At 70.7% G+C, this 18823-nt stretch carries 14 protein-coding genes; 6 read left to right on the forward strand and 8 right to left on the reverse strand.

The features are described from left to right. Window positions 1-20 precede the first annotated feature (20 nt). Together ACFO60_RS01550 and ACFO60_RS01555 are read right to left on the reverse strand one after the other, a co-directional pair. Window positions 21-1601: an alkaline phosphatase D family protein gene (locus ACFO60_RS01550; RefSeq protein WP_380835922.1), complete on the reverse strand. Its 1581-nt coding sequence runs from the start codon at window positions 1599-1601 to the stop codon at window positions 21-23. A gap of 171 nt (window positions 1602-1772) precedes the next feature. Next, on the reverse strand, window positions 1773-2342 hold the full coding sequence (locus ACFO60_RS01555) for a MarR family winged helix-turn-helix transcriptional regulator (protein WP_380836426.1): 570 nt from the start codon (window positions 2340-2342) through the stop codon (window positions 1773-1775). A gap of 307 nt (window positions 2343-2649) precedes the next feature. Between ACFO60_RS01555 and ACFO60_RS01560 the strand changes: the two genes are divergently transcribed. The 4 genes from ACFO60_RS01560 to ACFO60_RS01575 all read left to right on the forward strand — a co-directional run bounded on the left by ACFO60_RS01560 (window position 2650) and on the right by ACFO60_RS01575 (window position 6043). Continuing rightward, window positions 2650-4101 (forward strand): APC family permease, encoded by a 1452-nt coding sequence (locus ACFO60_RS01560; RefSeq protein WP_380835923.1) that lies wholly within the window; start codon window positions 2650-2652, stop codon window positions 4099-4101. Further along, the gene (locus ACFO60_RS01565; RefSeq protein ID WP_380835925.1) at window positions 4098-5108 is read left to right on the forward strand and encodes an acetamidase/formamidase family protein; all 1011 of its coding nucleotides are present in this window, start codon (window positions 4098-4100) and stop codon (window positions 5106-5108) included. The genes ACFO60_RS01560 and ACFO60_RS01565 overlap by 4 nt, the downstream gene beginning before the upstream one ends. Window positions 5109-5462: 354 nt before the next feature. Further along, entirely contained in the window at window positions 5463-5744 is a 282-nt protein-coding gene (locus tag ACFO60_RS01570) for a hypothetical protein (protein ID WP_380835931.1), read from the forward strand. 59 nt (window positions 5745-5803) lie between these two features. Further along, entirely contained in the window at window positions 5804-6043 is a 240-nt protein-coding gene (locus tag ACFO60_RS01575) for a hypothetical protein (RefSeq protein WP_380835933.1), read from the forward strand. Between the two features lie 66 nt (window positions 6044-6109). Here ACFO60_RS01575 and ACFO60_RS01580 read toward each other — a convergent pair whose 3' ends face one another. The 5 genes from ACFO60_RS01580 to ACFO60_RS01600 all read right to left on the reverse strand — a co-directional run bounded on the left by ACFO60_RS01580 (window position 6110) and on the right by ACFO60_RS01600 (window position 10521). Beyond that, on the reverse strand, window positions 6110-7048 hold the full coding sequence (locus tag ACFO60_RS01580; RefSeq protein ID WP_380835935.1) for a Gfo/Idh/MocA family protein: 939 nt from the start codon (window positions 7046-7048) through the stop codon (window positions 6110-6112). A gap of 107 nt (window positions 7049-7155) precedes the next feature. Beyond that, a complete protein-coding gene (locus ACFO60_RS01585; protein WP_380835936.1) occupies window positions 7156-7647 on the reverse strand; it encodes a GNAT family N-acetyltransferase in 492 nt (163 codons plus the stop codon). A gap of 244 nt (window positions 7648-7891) precedes the next feature. After that, window positions 7892-8821 carry an NAD-dependent epimerase/dehydratase family protein gene (locus ACFO60_RS01590; protein ID WP_380835938.1) on the reverse strand — a complete coding sequence of 310 codons (930 nt, stop codon included), beginning with the start codon at window positions 8819-8821 and terminating at the stop codon, window positions 7892-7894. 162 nt (window positions 8822-8983) lie between these two features. Then, window positions 8984-9328 carry a YrdB family protein gene (locus ACFO60_RS01595; RefSeq protein WP_380835940.1) on the reverse strand — a complete coding sequence of 115 codons (345 nt, stop codon included), beginning with the start codon at window positions 9326-9328 and terminating at the stop codon, window positions 8984-8986. A 185-nt stretch (window positions 9329-9513) separates the two neighbouring features. Next, window positions 9514-10521, reverse strand: a complete 1008-nt coding sequence (locus tag ACFO60_RS01600) for an ArsR/SmtB family transcription factor (RefSeq protein ID WP_380835942.1) — start codon at window positions 10519-10521, stop codon at window positions 9514-9516. A 133-nt stretch (window positions 10522-10654) separates the two neighbouring features. Between ACFO60_RS01600 and ACFO60_RS01605 the strand changes: the two genes are divergently transcribed. Next, window positions 10655-14467, forward strand: a complete 3813-nt coding sequence (locus tag ACFO60_RS01605) for an endonuclease/exonuclease/phosphatase family protein (protein WP_380835944.1) — start codon at window positions 10655-10657, stop codon at window positions 14465-14467. Window positions 14468-14578: 111 nt separating this feature from the next. Here ACFO60_RS01605 and ACFO60_RS01610 read toward each other — a convergent pair whose 3' ends face one another. Further along, a complete protein-coding gene (locus tag ACFO60_RS01610; RefSeq protein ID WP_380835946.1) occupies window positions 14579-18250 on the reverse strand; it encodes a S8 family serine peptidase in 3672 nt (1223 codons plus the stop codon). 411 nt (window positions 18251-18661) lie between these two features. Here ACFO60_RS01610 and ACFO60_RS01615 point away from each other — a divergent pair, with 411 nt between their 5' ends. Next, the gene (locus tag ACFO60_RS01615; protein ID WP_380835948.1) at window positions 18662-18823 is read left to right on the forward strand and encodes a hypothetical protein; all 162 of its coding nucleotides are present in this window, start codon (window positions 18662-18664) and stop codon (window positions 18821-18823) included.

Genomic DNA, 18823 nt, shown 5'->3' on the forward strand with positions numbered 1-18823 from the left:
GCCCGGGTGGAACTCGCGCCTCAGGGCGCGAGCTGTATCCGGGTCATCTCTTCGAACTCCGGCCGGGCGGTGTGCCAGCGCACGACCGCCGACCGGCCGTCCAGGTCGAGGGAGGCGATCGCGTTCGGGAACCACGGCCCGTTGGTGATCTTCCATCGCAGCGCGCGCCGGGGCAGCCGCACCGTGCGGGTCAGGATGCCGCCGACCAGGCTGGCCACGCCGAACGACCCGATCACGTTCGCCAGGCGCAGGCTGCGGCTCAGCGGGTTGCGGATCGGGGAGCAGACCGCCTGGTAGATGCGAGCCGACTCGAGGTCCGCCGACGCCGGGCCGGCCGCCGCCAGGTAGGAGTAGTGGACGTCCCCCGAGAGCAGCACGATCGTGGCCGGAGCCCTGCCGCGCCGGCCCGCGGCGACGTCCACGAGCAGGCGTCCGAACTCCTCGAACGAATGCCGGAACGCCCCCCAGTGTTCGAGGTCGAGCGCCTGGCGGATCTTCTCGCCCCACCCCGCCGCCCGGCGCCCCCACGCCCCGCCCGCGACGGCCTCGTTCCAGCTCTCCACGTCGAAGATGCCGCTGGGCAGGAACACCGGGACCGACGAGCCGATGAGCAGGTGGTCGACGTCGCCGGTGGCCACCTCGGTGAGCCAGGTCCATTCGTCGTCGTCCAGCATGCGCCGGTGGCCGGGATCCAGTTCGCGGGCGCACCGGGTGTCCACCATGACGAGCCGGGTGCGGCCGACGTCGCGCGTGTAGCTCCACCGCGTGGAGGAGGGGTCCTCGTCGGCCCGCTCGGCGAACGCGTCGAGCGCCGCGCCGCCGTCCCCGCCGCCTCCGCGGATCTCCGCGAACATCGGGTCGGCCTTGCGCTCGGACGGCGAGAGGTTGCCGAGGTGCTGGTAGACCCAGTAGGCGCCGAGCGCGGACACCACCCGGGTGTGCCACCACGGGACCTCGGCCATCGTCCGCCGCCAGGCGATGGAGGTGTTCCAGTCGTCGCGCACGTCGTGGTCATCGAAGATCATCGCCGAGGGGACGGTGGACAGGACCCAGCGGACCACCGGGTCGGTCCACGCCTGCCGGTAGAGCTCGGCGTACTCCTCGAAGTCCACGATCTCGTCCGGGCCGTCCTTCCGGCGCGAGCGGATGAAGTCCAGCATCTCCTGGGACGGCTCGTCGGCGTACACCTGGTCGCCCAGGAAGATCAGCAGGCTCGGCAGGTCGTCACCGTCCAGCAGCCGCAGGCCGAACTCGCGCAACACGTCGTGTCCGTGGGTGCGCACGTGCACGTCGTCGTGCGGCACGCTGGTGCGGCAGGAACCGAAGATCACCCGGTTCAGCTCGGCCAGCGGGCAGATCTGGCTGTCGGGGAATCCCTCCAACGGCCACACCCTCCGCCCGTCCAGCTCGACGGTGTACGCACCGGTCTCTTCGACGTCGACGATCGCGTAGTGGTGACCGTGCACCGTGAACGTTCGCTCGGTGGCACGGGCGCCCGCGACCTCGATCGCGACCTCGCACGGGTCGCTCGTCTCCACCCATATAGACGCGCTCGTCTCATCGACGTAGCGCAACATCGGCCCTACCAGCAAGTCGGGCACGTGACCTCCCCTTTTGAGCAGCGTTATGCACCTTATGCGCAACCCATCCGGAAATGGAGAACGGCCTACCGGAACACCACGGCATGGACCCGTCCGCCGGACGGCCATGACACGGATGCCCCGGGAAGCGATCACCGCGCGCCACGCCACTTCCGGCGGGCGCCGCGGAGTTCAGCCGTCGAGGGACCGTAGCAGGAGCTCCAGGTCTCGCATCAACCGCTCGGTGCGGACGCCGCCGTACGTCGCGCGGATCGCCCGGTGGTGCTCGGCGATGCCGGCCTCCAGCCGGCCGAGAAGCTCACTGCCCCGGTTCGCGAGGAATACCGCCACCTTCCGACGGTCGGCGGGATCGTTGCCCCGATACACCACGGCCCGTTCGACGAGCCGGTCCACCGCCTTGGTCAGCGTCGGATGCGGCATCAGCGCCGCCTCGGCCAGGTCGCCCATCGAATGGCCGCGCCCGTCCGCGAGAGCCTGGAGGATGCGCCACTGCTCGACGGTGACGTCCTCGGCGGCGAGCGCCGCCGACAGCCCCCGGTTGACGCTCCGCTCGGCACGGGTGAGCAGGTACGCCAGCGACCCTCCGAGCCCGCCCACCCCCTCCGCCCCCGAAGCCCGCGCCTGGGCCGGGATCGCCTCGGGCGCCTGTGCCTGGGCCGGGACAGGGGACGATGCCGGAGCCGTGGCCTGGGCCGGGACCGCCGGCCTGCCCGTCGTCCCGCTGTCGCCCGCGCCCCTCATCACCGGCCGCCCCGTCCTCGCACCGGCAGAGCGGCAACCGCCGTCACCACTGGGAGCCCCCTTCGTCCGCGAACGCCAGGAGGACACTCTTCCACGTGGCCTGACCTCACCGCGGTGATCGACCCCCTCGAAGCCCACCCGCTGCGGGCAGGCGCCTTCCGCGCCGGCCGCCGGCCTGGCGCGCCCTGTCCACGTCGTGCTCGGGCCGCTCCAGCCGCGACCGCCACGTAAATCTTTCTACAGAAACCTTTTCACTTTCAAGGATTGGTCCTATCGTACGGCTCTGCCACCGCAAGAAGGAGCCTCCATGTCTTCCCCGTCCGGGACGTCGCCGTCCGCCTCCGGCGCCCCTCTCAAGGCCTCGTCCGACGCCACACCGGCCGCGGGCGTCGAGCGCTTCGGATACAAACAGGAGTTGCAGCGGTCACTGAGCTTCGCCGACCTGCTGATCTACGGCCTGATCTTCATGGTGCCGATCGCCCCGTTCGGCATCTTCGGCGGCGTCTTCCAGGGCTCCGGCGGCATGGTGGCGCTCGCCTACATCATCGGCATGATCGCCATGGCCTTCACCGCGCTGTCGTACGCGCAGATGGCGCGGGCGTTCCCGATGGCCGGCTCGGTCTACACCTACGCCGGCCGCGGCATCGCCGCGCCGGTCGGCTTCCTCGCCGGATGGGTGATCCTTCTCGACTACGTGCTGGTGCCGGCCCTGCTGTACCTCATCGCCAGCGCCGCCATGGCCTCGTTCGTGCCCGCCATCCCCATCTGGGCGTGGCTGATCGGCTTCATCGTGCTCAACACGCTGGTCAACTACATGGGCATCGAGATGACCGCGCGCCTGAACAAGATCATGCTGGTGGGCGAGCTGATCGTCCTGGCGATCTTCCTGGTCATCGGCATCACCGCCCTCGCCCAGGGCAAGGGGCACGGCGACCTGCTCAGCCCGCTGTACGACTCCACCACCTTCTCCTGGCCACTGGTGTTCGGGGCCGTGTCGGTGGCCGTGCTGTCGTTCCTCGGCTTCGACGGCATCTCGATGCTCGCGGAGGAGAGCCGCGAGGACACCCGCAGGCTCGGCCGCTCGATGGTCGCCGCCCTTGCCCTGGCCGGCGTGCTGTTCGTCGTGCAGACGTGGGTGGCCGCGCTGCTCACCCCCGACCGGGCGACCCTGCTGGCCAAGGGCGACCCGGCCGGCACCGCCTTCTACGACACCGCCGAGTACGCGGGCGGCCACTGGCTCAGCGTGCTCACCGCCGTCGCCACCGCCGTGGCCTGGGGCTTCGCCAACTCCCTCGTCGCCCAGGCGGCCACCTCCCGCCTGCTGTTCGCGATGGCCCGCGACGGGCAGCTCCCGAAGTTCCTCGCCAAGGTCCACCCCAAGCACAAGATCCCGGTCAACGCCACCTTCGTGGTCGCCGCCGTCTCGCTGATCTTCGGCGTGTACATGAGCAGGCTCTCGGACGGCATCAGCCTGCTCACCTCGCTGGTGAACTTCGGTGCGATGACCGCCTTCCTCGCCCTGCACGTGTCCGTCGTCGTCCACTATGTGATCCGGAAGGGCAGCCGCGACTGGTGGCGCCACCTCATCGCCCCGGCCATCGGCTTCCTGATCCTGCTCTACGTCGTCGTCAACGCCAACATCGCCGCCCAGGTGCTCGGCTTCGTCTGGCTGCTGGTCGGCCTGGCGATCCTCGCCTACTCCTACCGCGTCGGCCGGCGTCCCACCCTGCCCGCCATGACCACGGAGGTCTCCGAGTGAACGTCGTCTCCTACCGCCCCTCGCCCGGTGAGTTGTCCTACACCTTCGGCGGGCGCCCCGCCGTCGGCATGGTCACGCCCGGCACCGTCCTGGAACTCTTCACCGAGGACTGCTTCGGCGGGCGCGTGCGCGGCGTGGACGACCTCCCCTCGGCGGTCTGCGAGTTCCCCTACCTCAACCCGGTCACCGGCCCCTTCCACGTCGAGGGCGCCGAGCCGGGCGACACGCTCGCCCTGCACTTCATCTCCATCGAACCCGCGCGGGACTGGGCGGTCTCCACGACGTTCCCGCACTTCGGGGCGCTGACCGGAACGCACACCACCGCGATGCTCCAGCCGCCGCTCCCGGAGGTCGTGTGGATGTACGAGGTGGACAGGGAGCGGCGCACGGTGACCTACCGGGCACGGCGCGGCGACTTCACCGTGGAGATGCCCCTCGACCCGATGCACGGCACCGTCGGCGTCGCGCCCGGCGCCTCCGAGGCGCGCATGACCATCACCCCGGACGCGCACGGCGGCAACATGGACACCCCTGAGCTGCGGGCCGGCGTCACCGTGTACCTGGGCGTCAACGTCGAAGGCGGCCTGTTCGCCATCGGCGACGGCCACTGCCGGCAGGGGCACGGCGAGGTGTGCGGCACGGCGGTGGAGGCCGCGATGAACACCGTCGTCGCCGTCGAACTGATCAAGGGCGTCCTCACCCCCTGGCCCCGGCTGGAGGACGACGCCCATCTCATGTCCACCGGGTCGGCGCGCCCCCTGGAGGACGCCTACCGCATCAGCCAGCACGACCTGGTCACCTGGACGTCCTCGCTCACCGGCCTCGACCAGCTGGACGCCTACCAGCTCGTCAGCCAGGGCGGCGAGGCGCCGGTCGGCAACGTCTGCGACACCAACTACACGATGGTCGCCAAACTCCCCAAGGCCTACCTCGGCGCCCCCGAGGTCTACGAAGGCGCCCACGCCCGCCTGCGCGCCCTGGGCGCCCAGTACCTCGGCTCCCGGTAACGCCGCCGCGAGGGCGCCGAATGCGGGTGATCGCACGACCGGCGCCCCTCCCCCGCCGCCTGGCCGCCGGCCCCTGCCGGCCGGGCGGACGACGGGACGCGCGCGATAACCATATGAATATCATTCGAATTAAAAGATCGGGCCGGGCCTTGCCGCGACGGAACATTTCCCTTTCCACGCGGCGGGCAATACGGACAGCACCTATACGTGACCAACGTGCCACTGTATGACTGGGGAGAGACATACGACCGCATCATTCGGATGACCACGGCGCCGTCACCGCGCAGGCATCGGCCGCGTTCACCGGAATACAAACCCGACAATCGGCCGAAATTACAGCGAATGGGGCAACGGATGCCGACCGTCACGCTTTTTCGCAACGACTACGCCTGGACCATCCCGCCACGCGGCCCGAACGGCCACGTCTACTTCTGGCTCGAGCACCCCCTGTTCGGCAGGGGCGCCGTCACCGTCACCGCCGTTGCCACCTACGCCCCCGAGAGATATCTCGAGGTGACCCAGCTCGCGACCCGCGGCGACTACGCCGGGCGCTTCTACCTCGACATCGTCGTCACCAACAACGGGCCCATTACCGTGAGCGGCTTCTACGTGCACACCAGCGTCATATCCCCATAACCCTGGCGGCTTGCATGTGCGCCCCAGCGTTCTATCCCTATGACCGAAGGCGGACGGAAATGCGCGTCGTCGTGGTGTACGACCCGGCCGGGAACATCAAGTCGCTGGCGACGGCTCCGGAAGACGGAGCCCGTCCAGGAATGTCCTTGGGGCCCGGCGAGGAACTCGGGACGATCGACGTCCCCGACCTGTCGCACGACCTGGATCACGAGGAGACCAACAAACGCCTCACCGCCATCGCGGAACGCCACACCATAGATTCCCAAGGCGCCCAGATGCGCCTGATCCCGAAAGACTGACCTCCCCGGCCCGTCCACCGCCCCACACGAACCCCGGGTCCGGCGCGGGGCGGGACGCGGGCCTTGTCAGGAGGCGGCGGCGACGATCTGCTCACACAGGGCGTGGGTGCGCAGGGCGTCGTCGGCGGTGATGATCCGGCCGTCGCGGACTGCGGCCAGGAACTCCTGGCAGGCCTGCTCGATGCCGCGTTGCCGGGCGACCGGCGTCCAGTCGCCTCTCCGGGTCACGGTCTCGCCGCCGTCGTAGTCGACGACGTCGGCGAGGTTGACCACCCGGCGCTTGGCGCCACCCCCGATGACCTCGCAGGACTCTTCGCTCGCTCCGCTCACCCGGCTCATGATCCCGATCGCCGTGAACGCCCGCCCTCCCTCATCACGGCCGCCGTGAAGGCCGTTCGGCGCGTGACCGGAGAGGCGCAGGACCACGTGCTCCAGCAAGCCGCCGCCGGCCCGCACGTCCACCGACATCTCCGAAATCTCGCCCGGCGCCAGGAATCGCAGAGTGTCGACCACGTGAATGAAATCGTCGAAGATCACTCGGCGCGGGTCGTCCGCGAGGCCGGACCGGTTCTTCTGCATGACGACCAGGTCACGGGACATCTCCCGCAGCGACGCGTACCCCGGCGCGTACCGGCGGTTGAAGCCCACCATCAGCGACCGCCCCTGCTCCTCCGCCAGTCGCACGAGCTTCTCGGCCCCGCCGAGGTCGTAGGCGAGCGGCTTGTCCACGTACACGTGCACGCCGGCACGCAGCAGCGCGTCCACGATCTCCACGTGCGCCCCGGTCGCGGCGTGGACGAACGCCGCCTCCACCCCCTCGGAGATCACCTGATCGACCGAGGTGAACCGCGCCGGAACGCGGTAGGCGTCCCCCAGTCGCGCCAGCGTGTCCCGGTCGCGGGTGCAGAGCAGCAGGTCCAGCCCCGGCGTGGCCGACAGCACCGGCAGATACGCCTTCTGCGCGATGTCCCCGAGCCCGATCATCGCCACCCTCGTCGTCTTCATGCCGAGAGACTACGGCCGGACGCCCACCGGACGTTCCGGGGCCGGCGGTCCGCGCCGCCCATGGCGCGAGCCCCGGCCACGACCATGGCGGAAGCGGAGGGCGGCAGTCAGGGCCGCGAGGTGGGCGGGAGCTCGGCGATTCTCAGTTGGAGAGCGGGGAAGCGGGGGGCCACGAAGCCGGCCGCGCGGTACAGGTCCGCGCCGTCCCCGGTGGCGTTGAGGTTGATCACCTTGGCGTCGGTCTCGTCCCGGAACCAGGCGAGCAGCGCTTCCAGGCATGCCCGCGCGTGCCCGCGCCGGCGGTGCCGGGGGTCGGTGCTGATGTTGAAGACATGGCCCTGCGTGCCGGTGAGGTTGGACGGCCCGGGAGCGCGCCGGTCGCACATGCCCGCGGCGCCGCACACCACCCCGGAGTCCGGCTCGTCCACGACGAACGCCGCGAACCCGCCGGTGTCCGCCAGCCGCTCGGCGAACCACGCCTCGGCGGCCTTGCGCCACTCCGCGTCCTGGTCGCCGACGGGCGCGCCCATCGCCTCCAGCATCAGCGCCCGCAGGCGCGTCAGCGCCCCCGCGTCCGCCACCACCGCCCGCCGCACCATGCCGCCGGCACCCCTCCCCGTCGACGCCGTCTCATACGGCCGACATCCAACCATCCGTCGAAGCGTCCCGCCGCCCCGGCCTTCTCCCCGACCGCCACGCCCGCCGATCCGAGTCGCCTCTCCCCTCGACCGCCGCCGATCCTGCCTTCCCTCCGACCGCCACACCCCCGCCGATCCGGCTTTCCCCCGGCCGCCGCCGATCCGGCTCTCCTGGCCGCCATTCCTCGCGCCGCCCGTGGGCGGCCTACCGAGCGCGCCACCAGTCGAGGGTCTGCTTCAGGGCGATGTCCATCGGGGTCGGCGCGACGCCGAACGTCGACTCGAAGGCCGAGGAGTCGACGGTGAACGGCCGGACGAACTGGTAGCGCGTCTCCTCCAGCTCGCGCAGCAGCGGGGAGAACGCTCCGGCGACGCGCATCACCACGTGCGGGATGGACGACACGCGGGGCGCGGGGGCCCCCGCGAGCTCGGCCAGGCGCACGGCGATCTGGCGGACGGTCGACGCGGGCGCGCTCGGCACGTGCCAGGCCCGGCCCCAGGCCCGCTCGTCCACGGCGGCCGTCGCCAGCGCCCGGACGACGTCCGGGAGGTAGGTGAGGCTGTGCGGCTGGTCGGGGTCGGCGGGCACCCGGATCGGCTTACCCGCGATCAGCGGCCTGAGGAAGCGGTCGCCGAAGATGCTCTGGTCGGACATCCCCGGACCGAAGTAGTCGGAGCCGCGTATCTCGGTGACCCGCACACGGCCCGCCTCGTGCGCGGCGAGCGCGTCGCGCCACATCCGCGCGCGCACCTTCCCCTTCGTCCCGGGGGCCGCGAGCGGCATGTCCTCGGTCATCGGGCGGTCCACCGGGCCGTACCCGTACAGGTTGCCGGTGACGACCAGCACGGCCCCGCTGCGCTCGGCCGCCGTCAGCATCGCGCCCGCCATCGGCGGCCAGTCCCGGGCCCACTCGTGGTAGCGCGGGTTCGCGCAGTTGTAGAGGGCGTCCGCGCCCGTTGCGATGCCGGCGAGCCGGTCGGCGTCGCTCGCGTCCGCCGCGAGCCGGGTGATCCCCGGAACGGACGGCCCCGACCCTGAGCGGGTGACGATGACTACCTCGTTCCCGGACTCGGCCAGCGTCTCCGCGAGCTGCCCGCCGACCTGCCCGGACCCGACGATGACATGCTTTCCCATGTTCGATCTCCCTTGTGGTGACGCGCTCCGAGGCCGGTCTTCCCTGTGGTGACGCCGCCCGAGAACGGCCCCTGCGGTCACACCGCCTGCCTGCTGTCACACCACCGGAGAGCGGCCTCCCCATGGTGATGCCGCCTGCGAGGCGGTGCGCGGAGGCCGGGCTCAGACCTGGTGCGAGAGCAGCCGCAGCGCGGCGTTGACGGCGAACAGCACGGCGAACACGACCGAGGTGGTGACGAGGCCGGCCCCCGCCGCGGCCGCGACGCCACCGCCGAACCAGAGGAGCTCCAGGGCCGCCCGTGCCATTCCGTGCAACGGGACGCTCGCCTTCGGCGCCCCGAAGACGCCCCAGATGACCGCGAACAGCACCGGGCCGCCGATGCCGAGCAGCAGCTTGACCGCCCAGTTGGGGCTGATCGTGAACCCCCAGTAGCCGACGGCGACGTAGACCCCCAGCTCCAGGAGGAACATCAACGCCATGTTGGCGCTCTTGACCACGCTCAGCATCTGGCAGGCCTCATCTCGGCGATGCATTGCTCTCTAACAAGAGCAATGCTCTCTCGTTGGAGCGCTAGTCGTCAAGATGCGACGGCCACGTTCACGTGGGCCCCTGACGAGGAAGGGAGGGGGCCGTATGCCTGTCGGCCCAGAGCGGTACGCCGGCGGCTCGAATCCACGCGGCGGCGCAAGGGTCAGACCCGGACCTTGGCACCGTCCAGGAGCGTCCAGCCCAGCGGGGTGAGGGCGTGCAGAATGGCGGGCCCGCGCCGTTCACTGGTGATCAGCCCCGCCTGCCGGAGCGTCTTGGTGTGGCGGCTCATCGACGCCAGTGACGTGTGAAGTGTCGCGGCCAGTTCTGTCGTGGAGGCGCTGTGCCGCAGCGCTACGAGCACGGTGGCGCGGGTCGCGCCCATGAGTTCGGCCAGCGGGCGCCGGTCGACAGAGGTGATCGTCTCCCAGCGATGTTCCGACATGATCGGGTAGATGAGGACCGGCGGCAGGTCCTGATCGGCGAACGACACGGCCGACCCGTGGCAGAAGAAGGACGGCACGAGCCGCAGACCCCGCCCCTGCAGGTACAGGTCCTGCTCGACGTCGTAGCGCACCTCCAGCACCGGCCGGTGCCAGCGCATCAGCGGCGTGAAGCTGCGGAACAGCGCCTCGACGCCGCCGGCGAGCAGCGCGCTCACCCGCTGCGTGACGTCGGCCTCGACGCTGGCGCGGATCAGGTCGTCGTAGGAACCCACCGCAGCCTGGTGGTATTTGCGCAGTGAGGTCGTCAGGGAGGTCAGCGCGCCGCTCTGCGAGTCGGTGAGGCCGGCGAGCCAGTCCGGGGTGGCGCGGCCTCGGCGCCGATTGGTCTGGTGCAGCAGGTTCAGCTCATCCCGCAGCCGTCGCCGGCCCGTGGCGCTCACGGCGTCGAGCCCGGCGTCGAGCCCGGCCGCCGACTCGGGTGGGGTGAGGAAGTCGGGGAAGTAGGGGCCGAGCGGCGCGAGGTCGGAGAGGAGCGTCCCCGCCGGCCGCATCATGGTCAGCAGGTCTGGGCGGCTGCGGAGCCGCACCAGCCACGGCTGGAAGCACACCGGCCTGTCGCGGTCGCTCAGGCGGAAATGACTCAGTAGGACTTCCCATAACGGGTCGGCGACCCGGCTCAGGCTGGTCCGCGCGATGTCCTCGGCGGTGAAGTGTATTCGTAGCAATGCGTCCCCCGTCGTCAGCGGACATCACTTCCAGTATGGAGGAAAAGGGCGGTTTGCGTTGTGCCGCAAACCTGTTCTCATCCCGCCTGGGACAGAGCACATTGCGGGCATGAGAGCTCGACTATTACGAGGTATGACGCTGGGCGGCCTGCTGGCAGGCCTGCTCGGCGTCCAGCCCGTGGCCCTCGCCGCGGCCCCGGGTCCAGGCCCGGAGGAAGACGTGCGTGCACTACCGGTGGCGGCGACGGCGCCCGCCGCCGTTCCGGCGGCCGACCGGGCCCGGATCCTGGGCGAACGGTGGCAGGACTCCACCGACCGGGCGCTGCTGGCGACGGGGGACGCCACCGGTTTCCACATCCTGGCCGCCGACGCCACGACGGGATACGCCTGGAGGACCGTCTCCACGCTTGGTGAACCGGGCGTGGAGACCGACCGGTGGATCGGGAACATGTGCGTGACGGCCTCCGGCCGGCGCGCGGTCGTCGTGTACGCGCCGCGGACCTTCACCAACGACGAGCGGCTGTTCGACCGGGGTGGCTTCACCGCGGTGGTCGACCTGACCACCGGCGACGTCACCCGGCTGCCGGTGCGGTCGAGCCTCGCGTATTTCACGCCGGCGTGCGGCGCGGGCGAGCAGGCGGTGCTGACGCAGGGCGGGGACACCGACCTGGGCCGCACCCGGCTGATCCGGGTGGACGCGGAGAAGGCCCGGATCGGCGCGCGGATCGAAGTGCCCGGCCAGTTGACGTCGGCGGTGCCGGTGGCGGACGGGATCGTCGCGGCCGACAGCGGCGCACTCGTCCGGGTCGCCGGCGACGGATCGCGACGGGTGCTCGCCGCGACGCAGGGCGTGGCGTTCGACGTGACCGCCGACGCCGCCGGCGGCGTGGTCTACCTGGAGCGATCGGGCGCCGACCGGGCGCGGGCCCGCCGGGTGCCCGTGCCGGCGAAGGGGCGCGCCGTCCCCGCCACGCTCGCCTCGAATTCGCTGGCCGGGCTCGACGTCACGGCCGGGCGCGGTGGCCGGGTGTTCGTGCTGGGTGCCGGTACGTTCGCGACGAGTGCGCGCGGCGTGTCCGGGCTGGACGCGCCACCCGGATCGCGGCCCTCCCTCGATGGTGAGCTCGTGGTCACCTCCGTGCTCCCGGTGACGAGCCCGGTGACCGGCCCGGCGGTGACCGGGCAACCCAGGCCGAAGCGGCTGGCGGTCAAGGCGACCGCGACGAAGACCAGGACCGCGACCGCGTTCACCGTGACGCCCGAGGCCGGCGCCGCGCCGGTCGGCGAGAGTCGCCTGCAGGCCGCTCCCATGGCGAGTCCGACCGATCCGGCCGACTTCGCCGAACGGTACTGCTCCGTGCCCCGCAACGACCCGCGCAACCAGGTGATGCAGCCCAAGCCGCGCCAGGTCGAATGGGCGGTCGACCAGGCCGTGAGCGGGACGCTGAACGTGTCGCGGCCGGCGAACTGGAAGAACCTCGGCATGCCGGCCTACACCCCGCAGGGCCTGTTCCCGCCGCGGGCGCTGGTCGGCGGCGGCGCGGTGCCCGCGCAGATCATGCTGGGGATCGCCGCGCAGGAGTCCAACCTGTGGCAGGCGGCGCGCTTCGCGGTGCCCGGAGTGACCGCGAACCCGTTGATCGGCAACTACTACGGGCTCGACATCTACGACGCGGACACCTCTGACGACTGGACCATTCGCTGGTCGGACGCCGACTGCGGCTACGGCGTCACCCAGGTCACCGACGGCATGCGGCTCGCGGGCAAGGAGAAGCCGGGCGAGACCGCGATGCCGTACCAGACCCAGCGCGCCGTCGCGCTGGACTTCGCGACGAACGTGGCCGCTGGGTTGCGGATCCTGCAGGACAAGTGGAACCAGACCCGCTCGGCGGGCCTGGTGGTCAACAACGGCGACATCTCCAAGATCGAGAATTGGTTCTTCGCGGTGTGGGCGTACAACTCCGGGTTCTACCCGCAGTCCGAGGCGGGGCAGAACGGCGGCGCGTGGGGTGTCGGCTGGGCCAACAACCCGGACAACCCCAAGTACCCCGCCAACCGCGACGCCTTCCTCGACCGCACCTACGAGGACGCGGCGCACCCGCAGCACTGGCCGTATCCGGAGAAGGTGCTGGGCTGGGCCGGTCATCCGGTCGAGGTGCTCGAGTCGCCCGACGTCCTGGTGTCCGGTTACCGCCCCGCGTGGTGGAACGGCGATGAGATCACCGCCCCCAAGAACCGCTCGGAGGTCAAGCCGCCCCCGCACAAGTTCTGCGATACCAGTAACAACTGCGTCCCGGGCGCCACCTACCCGCCCACCGATCCCGACGTGATCGGTGAGCCCGCCGGGCCGTGCGATCACAAGAACGCGGCCGGCCTGCGCGACCTCAAGTGCTGGTACCACCAACCGGCCACGTGGAAGAGTGACTGTGCCTACAGCTGCGGCAACGAGCTGCTGCGCTTCGACCCCGGCTACGCCTACCAGGAGGACGGAACGGCGTACCCGCCGAACTGCTCGCTCAGCGGGCTGCCGTCCGGCGCCAAGATCATCGACGACCTGCCGGACGGGACGCCGTCGATCCGGCCGAACTGCGACAGGACCTGGACCAACCAGGGCACCTTCACGTTCCAATACCATCCCGACTCGAACGGCAACTATCCCGGCAAGGCCGACACCCACCAGATCGGCGGCGGGTTCGGGGGACACTTCTGGTTCACCCACACCCGCACGGCACAGGACGAAGGCGGCAGGTTGCGCGTCGACGCCACGTGGCGGCTCAACCAGTCGATCACCGGACTGTGGAAGGTGCTCGTCGCGCTGCCCGACCACGGCGCCCAGACGACCAAGGCCCGGTACGTCGTCCGCACCGCGAACGGCGAACGCGTCAGCACGCTGAGCCAGCCCGGCAGCGGCAACCGCTGGGCCTCGCTCGGCACGTTCAGGTTCAACAACCAGCCCGACGTCCAGTTGTCCTCTGTCACCCCGGACGGCGACGGCACCGAGGACATCGCCTTCGACGCCGTCGCCTTCGTGCCCGTGCCCAGCGCCACGACGGTCGACGTGCTGCACTGGAACCTCGCCGGGGGTGCCAAGAACGACGGCGAGTACGACGTCGTGGAGCGGCTGGTTCAGGAGGTGCAGGCCCGCAACCCGGAGGTCATCTCGCTGAACGAGGTCTGCCTGCGCCAGTTCGAGCACACCATCGTCCGGCTCCGTGAGATCGGGTACCAGATGGCGGGCTACTACCACGCCAGCAACCTCACCGTGCCGGACTGTACCGTCCCACCGGACACGCGGGTGTCAGCGGGGAACGCCGTGCTGGTGAGAGGGTCGATGGTCAGCCACCAGGGATGGGTCTTCAACTCCGACGACGAACTGGAGGAGCGCAGCGCCCGTCCGGGTGAGTCCCTGCTGGGCGTCGACCGCAGCGTGGCCTGCGTGGTCGCCCGGCTGCCCGGCGCCGGCCGCGACCTCAAGGCGTGCTCCACGCACCTGCAGCAGGAGAACAAGGACGCGTCCAACCCGTACGAGGTCGCGGAGAAGCAGGTTCGCGAAATGCGGCGCGTCTTCGGCCCCGAGGCGAGAACGATGCCCTTGATCCTGGCCGGCGACTTCAACCTCCGGGTGCCACCGTCCAACGGCGCCCTCGACACGATCTACGCCGACCCCGCGGGCACCGGTGAGTTCAACGAGGTCGACCAGGAACGCGACTGCGGCGAGAACGGCTCATGCGTTCCCCGCCAGAGCGGCGGCCCCACGCACTGGGGCAACGAACTGAGCGGCAACCAGCCACAGAAGATCGACTACGTGTTCGCCAGCCGATGGCACCTCTACGTGCCGCCCGGCCGGGTCCAGCACCTGACCGACGTCGGCACGTGCGGCGACGACGACCATCCCTGTTCCGACCACTACATCTTCCGCAGCCAGGTACTGCTCCCCAACAGCTGATCTGAGACCCGAGGGGCGCACGGTGGCTCGCCACCGTGCGCCCTGCCGTCAGCCCGGGCGAGACCCGGTCTCCGCTCTTCGAGGGAGCGGAGACCGGGTGACAGGGCACTTCTAGGAGGTTCGCAGGCCGAAGGCCCGGGTGACCGTCTGGGTGACGCCGCCGCCGTTGCGCTGCTCGGCCGTGACCCGGATGGACACGAAGCCGGCGCGGCGCGGCGCGTCCAGAGACGTCCGCCAGGAGCCCTTCTTCTCCTTCAGGCTCTGCCGCTGCCAGGTGGCGCCGTCATCGTAGGAGACCTCGAGCGCGACCGACGAGACCGCATCCTGCGCGGAGTCGCTGCCGAGCACCACCGGCGTGACGGAGAATTCCGACCTGCGCTCCGCCCTGCCTTCGGCGTCCAGCTCCGTGCCATAGTCCAGTTGGACCAGCGGGATGGCCACCACCTCCTTGGTGGCGGCGGAGGTGAAGGTCCACTCGGTCCGGGTGACGGTGGAGTAGGGATGGACGTCGGTGCCGTTCTTGGTGTCGACGACCAGCCGGTACGGCAGCTTCTCCGGCGCCATGTCCCCGACGTTGAGGATGGGCCGGCCCTGGGTCTGGGCCAGTTGCCTGTCCCCCTGGTACATCGTGATCGTCTGCTGCACGCCGGGTACGCCGGACCCGCCGCTGTGCGCGGATCCCGCGTCGCCGAACCCCTGGATGTAGGTGCTGAGCCCGTACTCGCCGCGGAACGGGATCTCGGCGCTGATCAGGCGCGGCCGGGTGATGGGGCCGAACCAGCGGTCCTTCTGCACGCTGCCCGGACGGTAGGACAGCCGGTCGGTCTGCGACCTTCCCCAGCCCACCAGAGCGGCCTCCTGCCGCCACTCGACTCCGTCCCCGGCCGAGACCCAGTCGGTGCGCCGTCCCGAGGCGACGGGCCTGTCGGTGAACCGGAGGGCCTCGTACCACTCGTACGGCGGGAAGTCGGTCCGCATCTCGACGACCTGCCTGCCGGGAGGCGGGGTGAACTCGAGATCGATCCGGGCGAGGTCGCGGGGAGAGGTCTTGGCGGAGGGGTCCTGCGGCACCCCTCCGAGGTGGTAGTCGACCAGGTCGTACACGTACTTCGGCGCCGGGTGGGCCTCCACGTCCAGCCGGAGCCCGTTCCTGCCCGCGGCGGCGATCTCCTTGATCAGCTTTTCGCCCTCGTCCATGGTCACCGAGGCGACCGGGATCCGCCCGGTCGTCACCCCGTCGGGCTCGCCGTACCAGACGCTCTTGCGTCCGGGGCCGTTGTTGACGACCAGGAGCATCGCCGCACCGGCGGTGCGCGCCGCCGCCGCCTGGTCCGTGGGGGCCACGGCGTCACTGCCGCGCACGACCACGGCCTTGCCACGGGCGGACACGCCCGCGTAGTCGGCCGGCGAGCCGGTGCCGGCGAAGACGGCGGGAAGGCGTGAGGCGCCGTCCCGCATCGCCTGGGAGCCCTGCTGCACGAGGGCGTCGTCGAGACGGTGCCCGCGGTAGGCGATCTCCAGTGGCGTCTGCTCGGCGCGGAACCTGGTGGTGAAGACGAAGCTGCCCTTCTTCACCTTCTGCTTGGTCGGCAGCGCCCACAGGCTGTCGTAGGCGGCGGGAGGCATGATCATCTCACGCAGGGCGCCCCAGTCGCCGGGGGCCGGCTCGCTCGAGGTGAAGGAGCGGTAGATGTCGATCCTGCTGTTGACGACGCTGGCCGGCTGGGGTGTCGCCACCTTCACCTGGCGTGCCCGCGAGGCGTCGAGATCCACGCTCCGGTCGGCCGTCAGGTCGACTTCGGGGGCGACCAGCGTCGCGAGCCCGAGGGAGTTGGGGCCGTGCAGCCCTTCCACGTCCGCGAAGGAGAGGACCGTGTAGGAGCCAGGGGCCCAGCGGCTGGTGAGCTTCCCGTTCGGGACCCACAAGTACGTGGTGCTCCCGTCGGCGCTCCTGATCTCGACATTGTCGCTCAGGGGCCGGCCGGCGCGGTCCTTCAGGTGGATGGTGAGGTCGTACTTCTCGGACTCGACGGAGACCCCCACGGCCGTGTGCACCTCACCGGCCGAGTGCCGTGCCTTGACCTGGACGGCGTACTGGCCCGCTGCGAGCCCGTTCGGGTCCACCGTGACCTCGACCGTCGAGGTTCCGCGCGCGGGCACGGTGACGTGGTCGGCGGCCGTCGTGAACGCCTGCGCGGGGACCTCACCGCGGTCGACGGACAGCTCCAGATCGATGGGGCCGTCCGTGGTGTTGGTGTAGGTGATCTTCCGCTTGATCGGCTGCCGCTGCGTGCCGGACGACCACTTGACGAGCCCCGCGTCCACCGATCCGGTCGCGACGATCTGGTCCTGCAGGTAGGCGGCGGCCACGTTCAGCCGGCCGGTCCCTGCCAGGTAGGGGCTGTAGTCGGGGGTCGGCACGGTGGTGCTCATCAGGGCGCTCTTGATCTGCTGCGCCGACCACTCCGGGTGTTTCTGGGCCAGCAGGACCGCCGCGCCGGCGACGTGCGGCGTCGCCATGGAGGTGCCGCTGTCCAGACGGTAGTAGCCCTCCCCTCCGTCGGACATGAACTGCGAGCGCGCCGCCAGCACGTCCACGCCGGGAGCGGTCAGGTCGGGCTTGAGGGCGTCGTCGAACATGCGCGGCCCCGCGCTGGAGAACGCGGCGAGGTGATCGGCCCCGTCGACCGCGCCGACGGTCAGCGCGGCGTCCGCGGTTCCCGGCGCGGCGATGCTGTAGGGGCTGTTTCCGTCGTTGCCCGCGGCGACGACGAAGAGCGCGCCCGTCTCGGCGCTCAGACTGTTCAGGGCCTGGCTCAGCGGATCGTCCTGGGTGTGCCAGCTTCCGACGCCCAGGCTCATGCTGATCACCTTGGCGTGCTCGGTGCGCGCCGCCCACTCCATGCCCGCGATGACGCCAGAGATCGGCCCGGAATTGTCGTCGCCGAGGACCTTGCCCACCAGAAGCTTGGCGCCGGGGGCGACCCCTCGCTCCTTGCCGCCGGAAGCCGCGCCCGTCCCGGCCAGGGTGGACGCGGTGTGGGTTCCATGCCCGTACCGGTCGACGACGTCCACGCCGGGGACGAAGCTCCGGGACGCCGCGATGCGGTCCGCGAGGTCCGGGTGGGTGGCGTCCACCCCACTGTCCAGAATGGCGACCCGGACCCCCGCGCCCGTGCCTCCCGCGGTCCAGACCGCGGGGGCGCCGATCTGCGCGGTGGTGTCGGCGAGGGTCCCCTTCGCCTTGCCGTCGAGCCACACCTTGTCGATGCCGGCGGTGAAGGCGGGCGCCTCAGCGGCGTCCGGCGTGCCACCGGCCCGGCCCGTCGGCGACGGGCCGCCCTTTCCTGCGTCGGTGAGGGCCAACCAGAAGTCCGCGGCCTTCGGCCTGCTGGCGCGGAGCGCCTCACCGTGGACGGAGGGGAGGCTCAGCGTGGTCGTGGCACCCGGCAGCACGGTGCCGGCCGGTGGGGCGGACGCGCCGTTCCTGGCTTCGGGCTTGGCGGTGGCCGAGTCCTTGGCGCGGGTGACGATCAAGGGAAGTTCACTGTTGTGCGCGTCGTCGTAGCCCTGGGCTATCAGTTGCGTCACGTTGAAGAGCTGCCTGTCGAGCCGGCCGGCCGCGATGTAGGCCGCGGCCTCGTCGGGGTACACATAGGTGTCCCCGCCTTCGGTGGCGATGCGCACCGGGCCCGTGGCTCCCGGCGCGCGCTCGACGTCCACCGAGAAGGCCCCGCCGGAGCCCTGAGTCACCTTCACCTTGTCGCCGGTGATCAACGTCACCGCGCCAGGCGCGCGTTGCGCGCCGCCGGTCGCCGCCGACGTCACCGCGGGCGGTCGCCCAGGTGAATCACTATGAGCCGCCGTGGGGGTGACCACGACGGCGACAAGGGCCGCGGCGGTCAATGCCGCGGACCTCGGGGGGAAACCAAGCCTCACACTGCCTCCAGAGTTCATGATCGGAGGAATCCGATCACCTCTGGGCAGGCAGTGTAAAGTACTAGATATTACTACTATCTTGCTGTAGCTTGCCCTTTTGTTAATTAAGCGGGCAAATCAGCTCATATCAGACAAATCCCCGATGGGTATAGAGCCGCAGCGAAGCATTCGACGGAGCTGGGACCGAATGGCCACTCCGCGGGCTACCATCCGCTACGTACCGGTTACGGCGGTTTCCCTTTCCCCGGAGTTGATGTGAGCGAGCTGATGCGCGTGCCTCTGGCCGACGGCGGCGGCCAGGTCGTGGTGAAGATCGCGGACGACGAGCCGGCCGGCCGGCGGGCATCGCGCACCGGGGACAAGCTCGAGGGCCACCTGAACGTCACGCTCACCTGGCGCCGCGTCGCGGAGTCCTGA

Origin of the sequence: Sphaerisporangium dianthi (genome assembly GCF_042654065.1) — a bacterium.
In the GTDB taxonomy this organism is placed as follows: domain Bacteria; phylum Actinomycetota; class Actinomycetes; order Streptosporangiales; family Streptosporangiaceae; genus Sphaerisporangium; species Sphaerisporangium dianthi.